18 protein-coding genes, 1 tRNA gene, 1 pseudogene and 1 riboswitch are annotated in these 17701 nt (G+C 68.7%); of the genes and pseudogenes, 7 read left to right on the forward strand and 13 right to left on the reverse strand.

The window, feature by feature from the left end:
• Positions 1–161: 161 nt before the first annotated feature.
• The 5 genes from ACZ6TV_RS00005 to ACZ6TV_RS00025 all read right to left on the reverse strand — a co-directional run bounded on the left by ACZ6TV_RS00005 (position 162) and on the right by ACZ6TV_RS00025 (position 2541).
• On the reverse strand, positions 162–515 hold the full coding sequence (locus ACZ6TV_RS00005) for a hypothetical protein (RefSeq protein ID WP_465293611.1): 354 nt from the start codon (positions 513–515) through the stop codon (positions 162–164).
• Positions 516–891: 376 nt separating this feature from the next.
• The gene (locus tag ACZ6TV_RS00010) at positions 892–1191 is read right to left on the reverse strand and encodes a helix-turn-helix domain-containing protein (RefSeq protein ID WP_465293613.1); all 300 of its coding nucleotides are present in this window, start codon (positions 1189–1191) and stop codon (positions 892–894) included.
• Positions 1188–1520: a type II toxin-antitoxin system RelE/ParE family toxin gene (locus ACZ6TV_RS00015; protein ID WP_465293615.1), complete on the reverse strand. Its 333-nt coding sequence runs from the start codon at positions 1518–1520 to the stop codon at positions 1188–1190. The genes ACZ6TV_RS00010 and ACZ6TV_RS00015 overlap by 4 nt, the downstream gene beginning before the upstream one ends.
• A 434-nt stretch (positions 1521–1954) precedes the next feature.
• Positions 1955–2025 (reverse strand) — tRNA-Gly (locus ACZ6TV_RS00020).
• A 9-nt stretch (positions 2026–2034) separates the two neighbouring features.
• A complete protein-coding gene (locus tag ACZ6TV_RS00025; protein WP_465293617.1) occupies positions 2035–2541 on the reverse strand; it encodes a pyridoxamine 5'-phosphate oxidase family protein in 507 nt (168 codons plus the stop codon).
• Between the two features lie 66 nt (positions 2542–2607).
• Here ACZ6TV_RS00025 and ACZ6TV_RS00030 point away from each other — a divergent pair, with 66 nt between their 5' ends.
• Positions 2608–3060, forward strand: coding sequence for a MarR family winged helix-turn-helix transcriptional regulator (locus tag ACZ6TV_RS00030; RefSeq protein WP_465293619.1), 453 nt, complete (start codon positions 2608–2610; stop codon positions 3058–3060).
• 13 nt (positions 3061–3073) lie between these two features.
• Entirely contained in the window at positions 3074–3655 is a 582-nt protein-coding gene (gene dcd, locus ACZ6TV_RS00035) for a dCTP deaminase (protein WP_465293621.1), read from the forward strand.
• A 10-nt stretch (positions 3656–3665) separates the two neighbouring features.
• Here the strand turns inward: dcd and ACZ6TV_RS00040 are convergent, their stop codons facing one another.
• The 4 genes from ACZ6TV_RS00040 to ACZ6TV_RS00055 form a co-directional block, all read right to left on the reverse strand.
• Positions 3666–4637, reverse strand: coding sequence for a C40 family peptidase (locus tag ACZ6TV_RS00040; RefSeq protein WP_465293623.1), 972 nt, complete (start codon positions 4635–4637; stop codon positions 3666–3668).
• Positions 4638–4645: 8 nt separating this feature from the next.
• Positions 4646–4785, reverse strand: a riboswitch (cyclic di-AMP (ydaO/yuaA leader).
• A 107-nt stretch (positions 4786–4892) separates the two neighbouring features.
• Complete coding sequence (locus ACZ6TV_RS00045) at positions 4893–5585, reverse strand: LamG-like jellyroll fold domain-containing protein (protein ID WP_465293625.1); 693 nt, start codon at positions 5583–5585, stop codon at positions 4893–4895.
• 176 nt (positions 5586–5761) lie between these two features.
• Positions 5762–6784, reverse strand: coding sequence for a hemolysin family protein (locus ACZ6TV_RS00050; RefSeq protein ID WP_465293627.1), 1023 nt, complete (start codon positions 6782–6784; stop codon positions 5762–5764).
• Entirely contained in the window at positions 6777–8105 is a 1329-nt protein-coding gene (locus tag ACZ6TV_RS00055; RefSeq protein WP_465293629.1) for a hemolysin family protein, read from the reverse strand. The genes ACZ6TV_RS00050 and ACZ6TV_RS00055 overlap by 8 nt, the downstream gene beginning before the upstream one ends.
• Before the next feature lie 171 nt (positions 8106–8276).
• Between ACZ6TV_RS00055 and ACZ6TV_RS00060 the strand changes: the two genes are divergently transcribed.
• On the forward strand, positions 8277–8510 hold the full coding sequence (locus ACZ6TV_RS00060; protein WP_465293631.1) for a hypothetical protein: 234 nt from the start codon (positions 8277–8279) through the stop codon (positions 8508–8510).
• Between the two features lie 28 nt (positions 8511–8538).
• On the opposite strand, the gene ACZ6TV_RS00065 is transcribed toward ACZ6TV_RS00060, so the two are convergent.
• Entirely contained in the window at positions 8539–10692 is a 2154-nt protein-coding gene (locus tag ACZ6TV_RS00065) for a (Fe-S)-binding protein (protein ID WP_465293633.1), read from the reverse strand.
• Between the two features lie 178 nt (positions 10693–10870).
• On the reverse strand, positions 10871–11155 hold the full coding sequence (locus tag ACZ6TV_RS00070) for a cell division protein CrgA (protein WP_465293635.1): 285 nt from the start codon (positions 11153–11155) through the stop codon (positions 10871–10873).
• Positions 11156–11285: 130 nt separating this feature from the next.
• Here ACZ6TV_RS00070 and ACZ6TV_RS00075 point away from each other — a divergent pair, with 130 nt between their 5' ends.
• The 4 genes from ACZ6TV_RS00075 to ACZ6TV_RS00090 all read left to right on the forward strand — a co-directional run bounded on the left by ACZ6TV_RS00075 (position 11286) and on the right by ACZ6TV_RS00090 (position 14083).
• A complete protein-coding gene (locus tag ACZ6TV_RS00075) occupies positions 11286–12095 on the forward strand; it encodes a DUF881 domain-containing protein (RefSeq protein WP_465293637.1) in 810 nt (269 codons plus the stop codon).
• Between the two features lie 283 nt (positions 12096–12378).
• Complete coding sequence (locus ACZ6TV_RS00080; RefSeq protein ID WP_465293639.1) at positions 12379–13125, forward strand: class E sortase; 747 nt, start codon at positions 12379–12381, stop codon at positions 13123–13125.
• Between the two features lie 4 nt (positions 13126–13129).
• A complete protein-coding gene (locus ACZ6TV_RS00085) occupies positions 13130–13429 on the forward strand; it encodes a hypothetical protein (protein ID WP_465293641.1) in 300 nt (99 codons plus the stop codon).
• Positions 13430–13438: 9 nt separating this feature from the next.
• Complete coding sequence (locus ACZ6TV_RS00090) at positions 13439–14083, forward strand: aminodeoxychorismate/anthranilate synthase component II (protein WP_465293643.1); 645 nt, start codon at positions 13439–13441, stop codon at positions 14081–14083.
• A gap of 95 nt (positions 14084–14178) precedes the next feature.
• Here the strand turns inward: ACZ6TV_RS00090 and pknB are convergent, their stop codons facing one another.
• Positions 14179–15906 carry a Stk1 family PASTA domain-containing Ser/Thr kinase gene (pknB, locus tag ACZ6TV_RS00095; RefSeq protein ID WP_465294858.1) on the reverse strand — a complete coding sequence of 576 codons (1728 nt, stop codon included), beginning with the start codon at positions 15904–15906 and terminating at the stop codon, positions 14179–14181.
• Between the two features lie 533 nt (positions 15907–16439).
• Positions 16440–17696: pseudogene (locus tag ACZ6TV_RS00100) on the reverse strand (serine/threonine-protein kinase); the annotation flags it as partial.
• Between the last annotated feature and the right edge of the window lie 5 nt (positions 17697–17701).

The raw sequence follows: 17701 nt of genomic DNA on the forward strand, positions 1-17701 counted from the left end.
CCAGTCCTCCACGCTCAACACCCTCCAAGATCCTCAAAGAGGAGGGGTCAAGATTCAAAAATCCGCTAGGGGTCAGTCTTCAGGAAGCGGCGACAGCGGTCCACCGGCCTGCAGTCCGATCTCCGCGAGCCGTCGGTGCGTCGGTGCGTTGTCGCGCATCACTAGGCAGCAGGCTGCCGCGTGGTGGCAAGGTCAGGGAACTGGGCTTCCCAAAGCTGTCGAACCTGCGGTGGCAGCACGAGATCAGGCCAGAGTATGAGCAACGTCGGCCCATCAAGCCACGTGTGCAGTTCCTCGACATGCGTGGCCTCACGAAGCACGGTCTCGTACATACTCGCCAACCGTCGAGGGTTGCCGAGATCGTAGACAGCTCGCCCCGACCAGTTCAGCCGCCGGTCAAGTCGTGCCTCACCGGTCGTCGGCCCACGCAACTCGCCCAGGTCGGTCACGACGACGTACGGACGCTGGTCCGCGTAGCGCGACCCGAGCGGCGCTCGGGCGTCGTCCTTGCTCATCCTGCACCTCCACCGTCACGTGACTCACGTTCACGGTAGTCCACTGACCAGTTGCGACGAGTCACGCCATTGACGCACAGCAAGCTGAGAGTCTGGCGATGGCGCGCGAGCGCTCGGCGCCTCGCAAGCAGGAGAGCCCATTGAACCGACCATGTCGGCGTGCACCTCAGGTGTCGTACTCGCCGTCCCAGGGCTCGTGGAACCCAAGCTGCTGAGGGTAGAGCTCGGCCCCATGGACCGCCGTGACCCTCGTATGGATCGTCGGCCAGGTTCTGCGCCTCAGACGCTCATAACCTATTGCCGGGTCTGCCTTGAGCGGCCTGGAGCGCCCCCACGACGCCTGCCCTAATGGCACGCTAATGGCACGCCGACTCGATCATGCCGCATCGGGCCTGGCGTGAAATCCGACCGCCAGCTCGACGTCGAGTGCTCGCGCCAGTCGCTCCAGAACCGGCAAGGTCGGCACTGTGCCACCGGCCTCGAAGCGTGCCACCGCAGACTGCGTCATCGCGGCTGCATCCGCCAGCTCGGTTTGGCTCCAGCCGCGGCGTTCGCGAAGCTCCCGAACCGCTCGTCCCAGCTCGAACGCGAGCTTGGTCGACTCGTATGCCTCAGCAGCGCCCGGCTCGGCCATCCGCCGGCTGCGCAGTTCGTTCCAATCGCTGCGGCCGCTCATTCCTCAGCCCCCTCTTCGACGGTGTGCATTTCGGCCATGCATCGCGCCAGTGCCCGCCGAGCCCGCTTGACCTCACTGGTCTCGCGGTCGCGGGTCTTACGGAACACCGTGAGAAGGATGATCCGCTCTCCTGACGCGATCCAATAGGTGATCCGCACGGCGTCACGCTCCAGGTGAAACCGCAGCTCACGAAGCTTGCCGTCGAGCTGCTTGGTGTACGGCTCACCGAGCAGCGACCCATCATCTGCCAAGAGGTCGATGTAGAACGCCACACGGGCGAACTGCACAGTCGTCAGCTCTTCGAGCCACTCCCGAACCTCTGGCTCCAACTCAACGGAGCCCAGGCCATAGCATCGATGCTATAGGTATCCACGAGAGTCGTCGGCCTCGAGTTGACCGAGCAACCAGGACCACCTTCACCGACCCGCCTGAAAATGACGCTATCGTCGGCTTCGACCTCGGCGTCCTGGCCGACCCCTTCGCCATGCTGGAGCGCTACCCCGACAGACGGTTCGCCTTCTGCGGCGCCGACACCGACCACCTCAGCGCCATGCGCGCGCTTCGCCGATTGGCGACGGCAACTGCTCGAAGACCGTCCCGATCCGACAGCTAGGTGCCAGCCGACAAGGGGATGAAGGTGCTTGGTAGTCGGAGCCACGACGGTGAGCACCACAGATCGTGGGGTCTGGGGCTCGGGCCCCAGGCTGGAATGGCGAAGGACCCCCGGTTCGCGCTTTCCGCGAACCGGGGGTCCCCAGGTCCGAGCGGGTGAAGGGAATCGAACCCTCACTGTCAGCTTGGGAAGCTGATGTTCTGCCATTGAACTACACCCGCGAGCGACGCCTACTGTACCGAATCCGCGGGCGTCGTGCACGGACCATTCCGGCGGGCCCTGGGAACTCGGGCTAAGCGGTCGCGCCAGAGGGTCTTGGTGGAGGTGAGGGGCGAGTCGCGTTGGACGATCATCGCTACCTCGATGGTGAGGGCGTAGAGCTTCCAGTCCACGCGTTGGGCTGCGCGCATCTGCAGGGCGAGGGCGGCCACGACCAGGGGATCCATGACCGGGGCGGCGTGGCCTGAGAGGTACGCCTCGTCGGAGGTGTCCTCGGCGGGGAAGCTGTGCAGCGCGTAGCGGCCGTCCCGGTCCAGGTCGTGGCGTTTCGGGGAGGGGAGGATGAAGCAGTAGAGGCCCTCATCGGTGATGACGGGCATCACGGGGTGGACGCGGGGTCCTCCGTCGGGGCGGATGGTGGCCAGGTAGCCCATGCCGGGGCCGTACTGGCAGATCAGGGTGCGGATGGCCGTCGCCAGGAGGGGCTCGGCCGCGGAGAATGATGCCCACGTCGCCATGCCTCCAAGTTACTCGTACACGTGTACGAAAAGTGTGTGATTCCACGAATGAAGGACAATGGTCCGGTGGGTGACACCGACGCGCTGATCGACCTCCTCCGGCAGTTCAACCTCGAGGCGGACCGGTTCGTGGAGGTGTTCACGCGGGCGCACGGGCTGCACCGCACGGACATGAACGCGGTGGCGTACATCTGGCGGGCGGCGGAGGAGGACACGCCGCTCACGCCCGGGGAGCTGGCCAGGACGTTGCGGTTGAGTCCGGCGGCGACGACGGCGTTGCTGGACCGGCTCGAGCGGGCCGGCCATGTCGAGCGGCGGCACGACATGGCCGATCGGCGGCGGGTACACCTGGTGATGCGGCCGCCGGCGAAGGACCTGGCGCAGGCGTTCTTCGCGCCGCTGGGGCGGCACATGCGCGGGGCGCTGGAGGAGTTCGACGAGGACGAGCTGGCGATCACTGCAAAAGTCATCAAAAAGATCAACGAGGCGACCGCGAGGGCCGCCGAAGAGGCGGCGTAATAGGGTCGACAGCGTGCTGCTCTCCGACCGTGACCTGACAAAAGAGCTCGCCGACGGCCAACTTCGGCTGGAGCCCTTCGAAAAAGACCTGGTCCAGCCGTCGAGCATCGATGTGCGGCTCGACCGCTGGTTCCGGGTGTTCAACAACCACCTGTACACCCACATCGACCCGGCGACGCAGCAGGACGATCTCACCGCGATGGTGGAGGTCGAGGACGGGCAGCCGTTCGTGCTGCACCCGGGTGAGTTCGTGCTCGCCTCGACGCTCGAGGTGATCAGTCTCGGCGATCAGCTGGCCGGGCGGCTGGAGGGCAAGTCGAGTCTCGGGCGGCTCGGGCTGCTGACGCACTCGACCGCGGGGTTCATCGACCCGGGGTTCTCCGGGCACGTGACGCTCGAGCTGTCCAATGTGGCCAATCTGCCGATCATGCTCTGGCCGGGGATGAAGATCGGGCAGCTGTGCATCTTCCGGCTGTCGAGCCCGTCGGAGCACCCGTATGGCTCAGAGGTCTACGGCAGCCGGTATCAGGGCCAGCGCGGCCCGACGGCGAGCCGGTCCTACCAGAACTGGAGGACCTGGCCCACCGCCACGTAGGAACCGGAAGCTAGCCGACCCTGCCGTAGCCGGCGATCGGTGCGCTGTCGATCTTCTTCATGCGGACCACGTCACCCGAGGTCGGGGCGTGGACCATCCAGCCGCCGCCCACATACAGGCCGACGTGGTGCAGGTCGCTGTAGAAGAAGACGAGGTCGCCGGCCTTCAGGTCGGCCCGGCTGACGCGCTTCGTGTCCGAGTACTGCCACTTCGTGTAGTGCCGCAGCGTGTGGCCGGCCTGCTTCCACGCGTACAGCGTGAGGCCGGAGCAGTCGAACGTGTTGGGACCCTCGGCCGCCCACACGTACTTCTTGCCGATCTGCTGGCAGGCGACCTGCGCGGCCTTCGCGGCGTCGCCACCGGAGTATTCGACCGGGCAGGCGACGGGGCGCAGCTCGCCGGTCGCGCCGCTGGACCCATACGCCTTGGTGCGCATGTCGTTGAGCTGCTTGATCTCGGCGTTGATGGTGGTCTCTTTGGCCGCCATCTCGGCCTCGGCGGCCTTCTGGGTGGCGATCAGCTCGTCGAGCGGCTTCTTCTGGTCGTCGAGGACCTTCTTGCTGTCCATGACGTCCTTGATGCCGGCGGCCTCGTCCTTGGCCAGCATGTTGAGCATGACGAGCTGCTCGGCGAAGGTGTCCGGCGAGCCGGTCGTCATCAGCGCGTTGAAGCTGGAGACGCGGCCGGTCTTGTACTGCAGGACCGAGAACGCGCTGACCCGCAGGAGGGCGGTGTCGACCTGCGCCTGGAGTGGGTCGATCTGGTTCTTGAGTGCCGTCTGCTTCGCAAGGTTGGCCTTCAGCTCGCCCTTGAGCTGGTTGTGCTGCTCGATGATGGGCTCGACTTCATTCCACTTCTTGTCGATCTGCGCTTCGAGCTCGGCCGGGGTCGGGTCCGCCTTGGCGACTCCGGTGATCCCGACGGCGAGCGACAGACCGCCGAGTGTAGCGACGAGGAGCCGAACCAGACGGTTGGGCCGCATCGAGGAGATACTCCTTCTTCCAGCCGCCTACCGGGTTAGCTGACGGGTTCGGACGGGAAGGTCGTCCTACCGCGACCGTGTCGCGGATTCACCCCAAATGGCGCAGGTGGGTCCCCGGTTCAAAAATTTGACTCGGCGGTGCCGTCTGGCGCGCCCGTGCTGGGCGCGGACATCCATCCGACCGGAAATCACGGTATGGCGACCGCTCCCAACGGGCAAGTCGATCCACGATTGTTGTCCGAATTGGGCGAAAAGTCAGGCCACTCCGGTGACATACACGTCATCAATTGCACCGATGAACTGGTCGTTGTTCGCACTGGTTCCCTTGCCACCAATACAGAGTGGATCCGGGTTCACTATGGACAGTGACGGAGGGATCGGTGATCTTCCCTTGATCTGACCGTCGACAGCCACTGTGAGCAGGGCGTCACTGCGCGAACACTCGATTCGGTGCCACCGCCCGTCGGCCACGGTCAGCGACGCGAGGGCTACGTAAATGGTAGGTCCAGAAGTGCCGACAATCACACAACTGGGATACCCCGCGGCGCCGTCGACCTGCAACTTGAACTGACTGTCACCAACCGAGAACCCTTTTTGCAGCACATTGGCGCCCTTGGAAGTCTCATGCGGCGCTACGAGCACACTGGCGCCATAGGTGAACGCGCCGCTTCCTGGATTGAGGAATTCCGCGGGGCCACTCTGCAGGATGGCGCGGGCACAACTCTCCGCACCGTAATGCTCACACGGCTGCGGAAAACGCACCGCGAGTCCGCCGTTGTGCGGCACCGTGGACAGCTCCCCGCCGACCTTGCGGACCCGTAGCGGCAGCCTGCCCGCGCCGTCCAGGACCGGGCCGATGACGCCGGCGTCGAAGGAGTACCGGATGCCGGTCGCCGGATGCGTGGCGGCTGCCGGCGCCGAGGCCGGCTGGGCCGCCTCGGTCGGCACGGCGGACACCGAGCCACGACCGGAGGACGGCGGGGCCGATGGCGTCTCGACAGGCACCCGGCGAGCCGCGCAGCCACTGGCCGCGACCACCGAGACAAGCGCAAGCAGAACGGGGGGCCACATACGCATAACCGGACATTATGCCGAAATGCGGATGCCGGGATCGCGGCAAAACCCTAAAGAGGGACGGCCTGCTCGCCGCCGACGACCGCGGTGAGGACGTCGTCGAGGGTGACCACGCCGATCGGCACGCGCCCGTCGCTCACGAGGACGATGTGCTGCCGCTCCCGGCGCATGGCGAGCAGCAGCTCGGCCAGGGTCCGGGTCGGCGGCACGATGCCGAGCGGGCGGATCAGGTCGGGCGGGATCGGGGCGCGCCGCTGCGGGCCGACGAAGCCGATGACGTCCTTGACGTGCACGAAGCCCAGCACGCGCCGGGACGCCCGGTCGACGACCGGGAAGCGGGACCGGTTGGTGCGGGTGGCAAGGACCTCCAGCGACGCCGGCGAGACGTCCTCCGCCACGGTCGTGATCTCCGACCAGAGCCGCAGCGCGTCGCGGGCCGTGCGCTGGCTCAGCGCGAGCGCGCCGGTGATCCGGGCGTGCTCCTCGGGCGCCAGCAGGCCCTCCGTGGTGGCCTGGGCGGCGAGCCCGGCGAGCTCCTCGGCGGTGAAGACGGTCTTCACCGAGCCGGTCGTCTCGATCCGCCACAGCGACAGGATCGTGCGGGACGCCCACTTCATGGCGACCAGGACCGGCTTGAAGACCATGCAGAATGCGAGCATCGGCGGGCCGAGCCACAGCACCGCGCGCTCCGGCGAGGCGAGGGTCAGGTTCTTCGGGACCATCTCACCGACGACGGTGTGGGCGAACACGACCACCCCGAGCGCCAGGATGAACGCCACGGGATGGATCAGCTGCTCCGGTACGTGCAGCGCCTCGAACGGCCCTTCCAGCCCGTGGGCGAGCGCCGGCTCGGCCAGGGCGCCGAGGCCGAGCGAGCAGATCGTGACGCCGAGCTGCGCACCCGCGATCATCAGCGGGATCTCGCTCATCGCCCGCAGCGCGGTGCGGGCGCGTCGTGACGTGGCGGCCATCGGCTCGATCACCGTGCGCCGTGAGGCGATCAGCGCGAACTCGCTGGCGACGAAGAAGCCGTTGCCCAGCAGCAGCAGTACCGTGATCAGCAGCTCATTCATCGAAGGCCTCCGGACGCACGACGCGCACCTGCTCGATCCGGCGCCGCTCGACCTCCACGACGGTGAACTCCCAGCCGTCCTCTTTCCAGGTCTCGCCGACGGCGGGGATGCGGCCCAGGCGGGCCATCAGGAAGCCGGCGAGCGTCTCATAGGGGCCTTCGGGCATCCGGAAGCCGGTCACCTCGGCCAGCTCGTCCTCCCGCAGCACGCCGTCGACGAGCATGGTGCGCTCGTCGCCGGGGGCGGTGAGGTCGGGCATGCCGTGCGCGGTGGTCGGCTCCTCCTCGATGTCGTGCTCGTCGGCGATCTCGCCCACGAGTTCCTCGACGAGGTCCTCGACGGTGACGACGCCGTCGGTGCCGCCGTATTCGTCGACGACGATCGCGAAGTCGGCACCGCCGCGGCGCAGCGCGTGCAGGACGCCGTCGAGGTCGAGGCTCTCCGGGACGAACACCGGCTCGCGGGCGACCGCGCCGACCCGGGTGGTGGGCCGGCGCACCGGCGGCACCCCGAGCGCGTCGGTGACCGTGACGACGCCGGTGACCTGGTCGAGCGTCTGCACGTAGATGGGGAAGCGGCTCTTGCCGGTCTGCACCGACAGCGTCAGCAGGTCCGCTACGGTGGCGTCGGCGCGCAGCGAGACGACGTCGACGCGCGGGGTCATCGCCTCGGCTGCCCGCTTGTCGCCGAAGCGGATCGTGCGCTGCAGCAGCACCGCGGTCTCCCGCGGCAGGGCGCCGGCGCGGGCGGAGATCGCGGCGAGCAGGCCGAGCTCCTCTGGCGACCGGGCGCTGGCCAGCTCCTCCTGCGGCTCGACGCCGAAGCGCCGCACGACCCAGTTGGCGGAGCCGTTGAGCAGGGTGATCAGCCAGGAGAACAGCTTGGAGAACATGCGCTGCGGGCCGGCGGTCGCCCGGGCGACCGGCATCGGCTTGGCGAGCGCGGCGTTCTTCGGCACGAGTTCGCCGAAGAGCATCGACAGCAGGGTGGCCAGGATCAGCGCGGCGACGTGGGCGGCGCCCTTGGTCATCGTCCCGAAGACCGGCTCCAGCACCGGCTCGAAGATGTGCGCCAGGGCGGGCTCGGCCAGATAGCCGGCGAGCAGGGCGGTGATGGTGATGCCCAGCTGCGCGCCGGACAGCTGGAACGACAGCTCCCGCAGCGCCTGCCGGACGGTGCGGGCCTTGCGGTCGCCGGCGCTGGCCTGCTGCTCGATCTCCGCCCGGTCGACCGTGACCAGGGCGAACTCGGCCGCGACGAAGCCCGCGTTCGCCGCGGTGAGCAGCGCGAAGGCCAATAGGGGCAACAGGGTGGTGAACACGCGCGCGCGACGATCCCTTCAAGGTGACAGCCGATTGTTCCACGTGAACCCACAACCCGCCGACGGCGGCACCGGTTGACATAGAGAGGCGTAGATCACCCTCCCTCTTTCGGGGTCTTCTCGCCTTCCCTGGCAGCGCGGATGCTGTGGAAACGACGCAAGGAGGGCGGAATGGGAGCGGCACTGATCGGTGTCTGCATAGCCGTGGTGGCCGGGTTCGCCGCCGGCAGCGCGAACAACAAGGCGAAGCGGGCCCGGCTGGACTACACCCGCACGAAGGCGCTCGTGCCGACCGCGCGCAAGGCGGCGGTGGGCGAGACCCTTCGCGGCCTCCGGGTGATCGCGACGGCCGCGGCGGTCCTGGTCGCGCTGGCGATGGCGATGAACGTCATCGGCCAGCGCTGACCAAGCTAAGGGTTAAAAGTCCGTTTTGTCAAGAATCCTTGGACGCCAGCGACCGCAGCAGTACGGACGCGACATCCACGACCTCGACGTCCTCCGGCGCGGCGCCGGCCGACTTCTTGCCGGTCACGCCGTCGCCGAGCATCGTCAGGCAGAACGGGCAGGAGACGGCCACGGTCTTCGCGCCGGTGGACAGCGCCTCCTCGACGCGCTCGACGTTGATGCGCTTGCCGATCCGCTCCTCCATCCACATGCGCGCGCCGCCGGCGCCGCAGCAGAACGAGCGCTCCGCGAACCGGTCCATCTCCACCAGCCCGGCGTCCTCCTGCTTGGCGGTGTCCGCGACGGCGCCCAGGACCTCGCGCGGCGGCGCGAAGACCCGGTTGTGCCGGCCCAGGTAGCACGGGTCGTGGTAGGTGATGGCGCCGTCGAGCGGCTGGACCGGGGTCAGCTTGCCCGAGGAGACCAGCTGCGCGAGGAGCTGCGTGTGGTGGATGACCTCGAAGTGGCCGCCGAGCTGGCCGTACTCGTTGGCGAGGGTGTTGAAGCAGTGCGGGCAGGTCGCGACGATCTTCTTGACGCCGGCCTCGTTGAGGGTCTCGACGTTCTGCTGCGCGAGCATCTGGAAGACGAACTCGTTGCCGATGCGGCGGGCCGGGTCACCGGTGCAGGTCTCGCCCTGGCCGAGGATCGCGAACGACACGCCGGCCTCGTTGAGCAGGGTGGCGACGGCGCGGGTCGTCTTCTTCGCGCGGTCCTCGAAGGCGCCGGCGCAGCCGACCCAGAACAGGTACTCGAAGTCGCCGCCGTCGGCCACGTTGGGCACGTCGAAGCCGAGGCCCTTGGTCCAGTCGTCACGGGTGGACTGGGCCGCGCCCCACGGGTTGCCCTTGTTCTCGAGGTTGCGGAGCATGACGCCCGCCTCGGTCGGGAAGTTGGACTCGATGAGCACCTGGTAGCGGCGCATGTCGACGATGTGGTCGACGTGCTCGATGTCGACCGGGCACTGCTCGACGCAGGCGCCGCAGGTGGTGCACGACCAGAGCACGTCGGGGTCGATGACCCCGTTCTCGTCGACGCCGCCGATGAGCGGGCGGTCCTTCTCGGCGAGCGCGAGGACGTCGACCTTGGCGAGCGCCTCGTCGGTGGCGGTCGAGCCGCCGGCCAGCAGGTAGGGCGCCTTGGCGTAGGCGTGGTCGCGCAGGCTCAGGATCAGCAGCTTCGGCGAGAGCGGCTTGCCGGTGTTCCAGGCCGGGCACTGCGACTGGCACCGCCCGCACTCGGTGCAGGTGGAGAAGTCGAGCATGCCCTTCCAGGTGAACTGCTCGACCTCGGCGACGCCGAACTGGTCCTTCTCCGGGTCGGCCTCCTCGAAGTCGAGCGGCTCGCCCTTGCTCATCATCGGGCGCAGCCCACCGAGGCCGGAGCCGGCACCGCCCGGCTTGCGCTTGAAGTAGATGTTGAAGAACGCCAGGAAGCGGTGCCAGGCGACGCCCATCGTGATGTTGCTCGCGATCACGATGACCCAGGTCATCGAGACGATGATCTTCACCATGGCGATGAGGCTGACGGCGGCGGCGCTGGCGGGCAGCAGGGCACCGAGGCCGTGGCTGACCGGCGCGGCCCACACCGGCCACTCGAGGGTGTCGTTGGCGGCCTTGAAACCGCGAATGAAGAAGCCGCAGAGCAGCACCGCGAGGATGGTGTACTCGACGTAGTAGGCCTGCCACATCGTCGAGCCGGTGAAGCGGGACCGCCGGTTGGGGTTGCTCGGCAGGTTACGCAGGCGGATGCCGATCAGGACCAGGATGCCGATGAAGCCGAGCACGCCGATCCATTCGGTGACCAGGCCGTAGACGTTCCAGGCGCCGATCACCGGCAGCCCGTGGTCGGGGATGGCGACCTCGAAGTACGCCTCGAGCACCAGCGACGACAGCGCGATGAACGCGATCATGACGAACCAGTGCGCCGCGCCGACGACACCCCAGCGCAGCATCCTGGTGTGGCCGAGGGTCTCGGCGAGCATCGTCTTGAGGCGCAAGCCTCGGGAGCCGCCGCGGGACGGGTCGGGTTGACCCAGCCGCACCACCGAGATCATCCGGCGCACGGTGCGCACGACGAGCACGGTGGCCACGACGGTGATCACCGCCGCGACACTGGTCGCGATGACCTGCACTGGGCCCATGCCGATGCCTCCAACGCCGCTGGTCCTTCAGAAGACCTTAGTCCCCTTGGTTACCCATGAGTAACGTGAAGTTTGTCGCAGCAAACGCTATGACACCCTTCTCACATTGGGACGAGATAACGCCAAGAAGCCCCTTCGGCACAGGATGCGCCGAAGGGGCTGGCAACGCGGGTCTAGATCAACGCCACTTGGACAGCACGCCGAGCGAGGCCACGAGGAACCCGAACCCGATGGCCAGGTTCCAGTACTGCAGCTTGGCGACGGCGGAGAACGCTTCCACGTCGAAGAAGCCCTGCGTCAGGTAATACGCGACCAACCATCCGATGCCGATCACGATGAAACTCACCGCGAGGATCGGCACCCAGATCGGACTCGGACGGCGCTTGGCGGCCACCGTCTCCTGTGGGCGCAACTCCGCCGGCGGCGTGTACACCTTCTTCTTACGAACTGTCGACTTCGGCACGGCGCTCTCCTGGAGGGGTCGTCTGGCCAACACTATCCACGTGACGCCGCCACCTCCGCCAGCGTCGGCCTGAATAATGTTCTACGTCTAGCGTAGTCAAGTCGGCACGCGTCTGCGGGGAGGGGTCGTCGTGGAGTACACATCAGGCGGCTCCTCGTGGGCTCGCGCCCTGCGCAGGCTCGGTCGCGCTATGCTGCCGCACCCGCGCAAAGGGCAGCGTTTCGGCTGGTCAGCGGCGACACCACTGGTGTTCCTGGCGGCCGGGCTGCTCTTCTCGCTGACGGCCAAGACCGCCGGCGGCACTGATCTCCGCGACGACCGCCGGCCCGAGCTGACGAATCTGATCGCTGAAAGAAAACAAGAAATTTCGATCGCTCGTGCCCGGGCGGCCCGGCTTCGTGGCGAGATCGAGACCCAGCAGCAGGGGCAGGCGGGCGCGGACGGTGCCGTCGACGAGCAACGCCGCCGCGGCGAGATCCAGCTGGCCGGCGCGGGCCTGACCGCCGTGCACGGCCCCGGGCTCGTGGTGGTGCTCGACGACGCCCCCAGGCGGCCCGACGGCAGCCGTCCGGCCGGGGCCCGCCCGGACGACCTGGTCGTCCACCAGCAGGACGTGCAGGCCGTGGTCAACGCGTTGTGGGCCGGCGGCGCCGAGGCGATGACACTCATGGGAGTCCGGGTCATCTCCACGAGCGCGGTACGCTGCGTTGGCAACACGCTGCTGCTCGACGGCCAGGTGTATTCACCACCGTTCGAGATCGCCGCGATCGGCGACCAGGTGCGCCTCCAGCGCTCCCTCGACGACACGGAGGGAGTTGCTCTGTTCAGGGACGCCGCGGACAACTTCGGCCTGGGCTATCAGGTGCGGATGGAGGCAGACGTGCAGGCGAAGGCCTACGACGGCTCCACCGCGCTGCGGTCGGCCACGACCGGGTCCTGACATGAGCGACCCGCACCGGCCCCGCCATCGCGCCCTGGATCAGGATGACATCGCGACCCGGATGATCCCCCGCATCCGGGACGACCGCCCGCCCGCCGAGACCGGACCCGCGCCCGCGGACGCCACGGCCTACATACCGAGGTTCACGGAGCAGGCCGAGGCGACCACGGTCCTTCCGAAGATTCCCGAAGCGGCCGAAACGCCGGAAACAGCACCAAAAACCACCCCTGAGGATGAACCGGACGCGACCCAGGACCCTGACATCCCAAAGGGTGTCAAGGTCGTGCCGTTGCGGCCGGTCCGCACCCAGGAGGGTTATCGCAGCGTGTACTCCGAATACACGAGGACCACGTTCGGCACGGTCGTGCGGGCGGTCAGCCGGGGCACCGGCGAGCTGCTGATCACGTTCGGCCTCATCGTGCTGCTCTTCGCCGGCTACGAGGTCTGGGGCAAGTCCGCGATCGTCGACGCGCACCAGGACGAGCTCAACCGTCAGCTGGAGCAGCAGTGGGCCCAGCCGGAGGCCTCCCCCACCGTCGCACCGTCCGGGCCGCCCACACCCGTCGCCAAGCCCGCCAACGGGGCGGTGATCGCGTCGGTACACATCCCGCGGCTGAAGAAGAAGTGGGCCGTGGTGCAGGGTGTGACCCCCGCCGACATCCGCTACGCGCCGGGGCACTATCCGGACACCGTGCTGCCGGGGCAGATCGGCAACTTCTCGATGGCCGGGCACCGCACGCCGGCGATCTGGTGGGACCTCGACCAGCTCAAGCCGAACGATCCGGTCGTCGTCAAGACCGCGGACACCTGGTACATCTACCGGGTCAGCGGCCACGAGATCGTGTTGCCGACCGCGGTGCAGGTCGTCGCGCCGGTGCCGGGCAAGCCCGGGGTGGCGCCGACCGAGGCCCTGCTGACGATGACGACGTGCAACCCGAAGTTCAACAACTATCAGCGGCTCGTCGTGCACGCCAAGCTCGACCACAGCCAGCCCGTCTCCGACGGTGACCCCGCAGAGCTGAAGGGATAGCCGCGTGTACGGATGGATCTGGCGGCACATCCCCTTCAAGCAGTGGCAGCTCAAGTCGCTCGTCTCGGTGATCCTGATCGGCGCGCTCGCGGCCGTGCTCTGGTACAAGGTCTTCCCGGCGGTCGAGCCGATCCTGCCGTTCGACGACGTCCAGGTGGAGACCGACGACCCGGCCGGTGACGGCGGGCAGATGGAGCCGCCGACCAGCAACGCCCCTTCCACAGGGCCGTCCAGCCTGCCGTCGAAGGTGCCGTCCAAGCTGCCGACGAAGACCCCCTCCGCCCCAGCGGTCCTACCGAGCTAGGCGAGCCGGTTGCGCGTCCTGGTCATCGACAACTACGACTCGTTCGTCTTCAACCTGGTCCAGTACCTGGGTCAGCTGGGCGTCGACTGCGACGTCCGCCGCAACGACGAGATCTCCGTCGACGAGGTCGGCGCGGCGAAGCCGGCGGGGATCCTGCTCTCCCCCGGCCCGGGCACACCGGAGCGGGCCGGCATCTGCATGGCGGTCATCGACCGGTACAAGGGCGAGATCCCGATCTTCGGGGTGTGTCTCGGGCACCAGGCGTTCGGGGCGGCGTTCGGCGCCACCGTGACGCGCGCACCCGAACTGCTGCACGGGAAGACCTCTCTGGTCAGTCACGGCGGCCAGGGCGTTCTCAAGGGGCTGCCGGACCCGTTCATCGCGACCCGCTACCACTCGCTCGCGGTGGTCGAGTCGACGCTGCCGCCGGAGATCGAGGTGACGGGTCGCACCGGGTCCGGCGTGATCATGGCGATGCGCCATCGCGAGCTGCCGATCGAGGGCGTGCAGTTCCACCCGGAGTCGGTGCTGACCCAGGGCGGGCACCAGCTGCTGGCGAACTGGCTGGCGGCCTGCGGCCTGCCCGCGGCCCTGGAGCGGGCGCCGGAGCTCGTCGCCGAGGTCGAGGCCCGGCGGGTCGCCGCGTTCGCGTAGGACCTCAGGGACCCACCTGTGCAAAACCCTGTGGATAACTGGCTTGTTATCCACAGGGTACGCACGGTGATCTGGGTATAAGGGGCCGAACCGGACTAATTGTTCGGCGAGGCCGTCGAGTTGCTCGGCTTCGGCGAGCCGGACGGGTTGCCTCCCGGCGCCACGCCGATCCGCAGCGTGATCACGTCGGTCTTCATCAGCACCTTGCCGGTCGGCTGCGACGCACCGACGACCAGACCGTCCTTCGACTGGTCCGTCACCTGCGTGTCCTGCGTCTTCGGCTCCGCGGTGAAGCCCGCAGCCTCGAGCAGCGCCTGCGCCTGCGCCAAGGTCTTGTTCGCGACCTCGGGCATGATCGCCTGGTTGAACTTCGAGACGTAGAGCGTGACCGTGGTGTTGGCCTTGACCTGCTGGCCGGCCGGCGGGTCGGACTCGATGACCTCGTCCTTGGCCTGCGGCCCGTCCTTCGGGACCACCACGACCTTCAGGTTGAGGTTGGTCAGCTGCGCCTTCGCCGCCTCCGCGGTGGAGCGCACCACGGTCGGGATGGTGATCAGCGTGGGCTCGCCGCAGATGTCGTAGTCGACCTGCGAGCCCTGCTTGATCTGCTGACCCTTCCCGGGATTCTGCGAGATGACGGTGCCGGCCTTGCAGTTCTCGCTCGATCCGGTGCGCGGGTCGCCCTCCAGTTTGACCTCGCGCAGCGCGTTGGCGGCGTCGTTCTGGCTCTTGCCGACGAGGTCGGGCACGTCGACCATCGGGTCCTGGTTGGCCAGGTAGAGCCCGATGGACAGCGCGGCGACCGCGAAGATGCTCAGCACGGTGAGCGCGACCGCGATGCCGGTCGAGTTCTTGCGCTTCTGCCGCTGCGCGGCGCGGGCGGGCTGACGCGAGGCCGGCGGCGGCCGGTAGGCAGTCTGCGCCGCCATCACGGTCGCCATCTCGTCCTCGGTCATGACCGGCGGTGCCGAGACCGGGCGGCCGGCCGCCGCGCGCATGACGTCGGCGCGCATCTCGCCGGCGCTCTGGTAGCGGTTGAGCGGGTTCTTGGCCAGGGCCTTGAGCACGACCGCGTCGATCTCGGGCGTCACGTCGCGGTTGCTGCTGCTCGGCGGCCGCGGGTCTTCCCGGACATGCTGATAGGCCACCGACACCGGGTTGTCCCCGACGAACGGCGGATGGCCGCAGAGGAGCTCGAAGAGCACGCAGCCGGACGCATAGACGTCGCTGCGGGCGTCGACGGGCTCGCCACGCGCCTGCTCCGGTGACAGATACTGCGCGGTGCCGATGACCGCGGAGGTCTGCGTCATCGTGGTCGCGCCGCTGGCGAGAGCCCGCGCGATGCCGAAGTCCATCACCTTGACCTGGCCGGTCTGGGTCAGCATCACGTTGCCGGGCTTGATGTCCCGGTGGATGATGCCGTGCCGGTGGCTGAACTCCAGCGCCGCGCAGATGTCGGCGGTGATCTCCAGCGCCCGTCTCGGCATGAGCCTGCCCTCGGCCGCCAGCACCTCTTTGAGGGTGCGGCCGTTGACGAACTCCATGACGATGTAGGGCAGCTCCTCGCCCGCCGGGCCCCGCTCCTCGCCCGTGTCATACACGGCGACGATCGCGGGGTGGTTGAGCGAGGCGGCGTTCTGCGCCTCACGGCGGAACCTCAGCTGGAAAGTCGCGTCGCGGGCCAGGTCGGTGCGCAGCGTCTTGATCGCCACATCGCGGCCGAGACGCAGGTCGCGGCCGCGGTGCACCTCGGCCATGCCGCCATAGCCAAGCAACTCCCCGACCTGGTATCGGCCGCCGAGGAGGCGAGGCTGGGCGGTCATGTCGTGTCGTCCTTCGGTCATCGACTCTTACCTTGCCACGTCTTGCGACGAGAACCCATTCCGGCCTAGGCCGGGACGCACAGCGTCCCGACGGGCTTCTGCCCCGGCGGGCACGACGGCTTGGCACCGGCCGCCGGCGACGTCGAGCTGCCGGCACTCGGCGACTCGCCCGCGCCGCCGTCGTCCGACGGCTCCACAGACGGCACCGCACCACCGGCACCGGCCTGGTAGAACACCTCGAGCGGCTCGCTCACGGCTACCGCGGTGCCGCACGGCTTGACCTCCGTGACCTGGCCCGGGATCGGCTTCTTGTCGTCGCGCGGGGTCTGCTTGACCTTGAACCCGGACCGCTCCAGCTGCCGCACCACGTTCTGCCGCGACTGGACCTTGTTCCAGTCGCACGGGATGTTGAACGTCTTGCCGGACGGCTTCGTGCTGGCCGGCGCCTGCGTGGCCGCCGCCGTCGTCGGGCCGGTGGCGCCAGGGTCTTCCTTGTTGTCGCCCTTCGTGGCGTACCAGATGCCGCCGACGCCACACAGCACGAGCAGCACCGCGGCGGCCGCGCCGAGCACGACGAGCATGTTGCGGTTGCCGCCCGGCTTGTTGTTCGTCGGCGTGGGCGGCTGGTAGCCACCCGTCGGCTGGTAGCCACCGGCGTCGCCGGGGAAGTAGGCGGTCTCGTTGCTCGGCGGCGGCGGGACACCGGCCGCACCGCGGGCGGCGTGCCCACCAGTGGCGGCAGCACCCGGCGGCGGCGGGATCGCGCCACCCGGCATGATCCGCGTGCCGCCGGCGCCCGACGTGGGCGCACCGCCGGAGACGGGGTGGCCGAACGCACCAGACATCGGGCCACCGGAGACCGGAGGGCCGGAGACGGGGGTGTACGCGACGGGCGAGCCCGGCATGCTGACCGGCGACCCGGGCGGGCCGAGCGGCGCCGCCATCGGGATGCCGGGGCCGGCCGACGTGGCGCCACCGGCGCCGGAGACACGGCGGGCGGCCTGCGCGAGCGCGGCGGCGCTGGGCCAGCGGGCCGCCGGGTCCTTGGCCATCGCGCGCTCGACGAGCTGCACGATCGCCGGCGGGATGTCGGCGGGCAGCGGCGGCGGCGTGTCGCGGACGTGCCGCATGGCGATCTGCAGCGGGTTGTCGCCCTCGAACGGGCGCTGGCCCGACAGGCACTGGTAGGCGACCACGCCGAGGGCGTAGACGTCGGACAGTGGCGTCGCCTGCGCGCCGGAGGCCTGCTCCGGTGAGATGTAGGAGGCCGTGCCGAGCACCGAGCCGGCCGCGGTGAGCTGCGCGATGGCGGCCGACCGGGCGATGCCGAAGTCGGTGAGGACCAGCGTGCCGTTGGGCCGCACGAGCAGGTTGCCGGGCTTCACGTCGCGGTGGACGATGCCCTTCTCGTGCGCGGCGTGCAGCGCGTCGGCGGCCTGGGCGACGAGCGCCATGGCCCGGGCCGGGGTGAGCCGGCCGACGCGGGACAGGGTGCGGGAGAGCGCGTCGCCCTCCACGTACTCCATGATCAGGAAGGCGGTGCCGCCCTCGCTGCCGTAGTCGTAGATGTCCACCACGCCGGGGTGGTTGATGGTGGCCATGGTGCGCGCCTCACCGCGGAAGCGCTCGGCGAAGCCGGCCTCCTCCAGCAGCGCGGGCAGCAGCACCTTGATCGCGACCGTGCGGCCGAGCACCTCGTCGGTGCCACGCCACACGTCACCCATCCCACCGCCGGCGATGCGCTCGTCCAGGCGGTAGCGCCCACCCAACGTGGTGCCGGCGCTCAACATGTCGC

Source organism: Dactylosporangium sp. NPDC051087 (assembly GCF_055586325.1).

Coding starts and splice junctions, on each gene's coding strand:
- ACZ6TV_RS00005 (WP_465293611.1), bottom strand. CDS start 515: ATGAGCAAGGACGACGCCCGAGCGCCGCTCGGGTCGCGCTACGCGGAC.
- ACZ6TV_RS00010 (WP_465293613.1), bottom strand. CDS start 1,191: ATGAGCGGCCGCAGCGATTGGAACGAACTGCGCAGCCGGCGGATGGCC.
- ACZ6TV_RS00025 (WP_465293617.1), bottom strand. CDS start 2,541: ATGGCGACGTGGGCATCATTCTCCGCGGCCGAGCCCCTCCTGGCGACG.
- ACZ6TV_RS00040 (WP_465293623.1), bottom strand. CDS start 4,637: ATGCGGCCCAACCGTCTGGTTCGGCTCCTCGTCGCTACACTCGGCGGT.
- ACZ6TV_RS00050 (WP_465293627.1), bottom strand. CDS start 6,784: ATGAATGAGCTGCTGATCACGGTACTGCTGCTGCTGGGCAACGGCTTC.
- ACZ6TV_RS00060 (WP_465293631.1), top strand. CDS start 8,277: ATGGGAGCGGCACTGATCGGTGTCTGCATAGCCGTGGTGGCCGGGTTC.
- ACZ6TV_RS00065 (WP_465293633.1), bottom strand. CDS start 10,692: ATGGGCCCAGTGCAGGTCATCGCGACCAGTGTCGCGGCGGTGATCACC.
- pknB (WP_465294858.1), bottom strand. CDS start 15,906: ATGACCGCCCAGCCTCGCCTCCTCGGCGGCCGATACCAGGTCGGGGAG.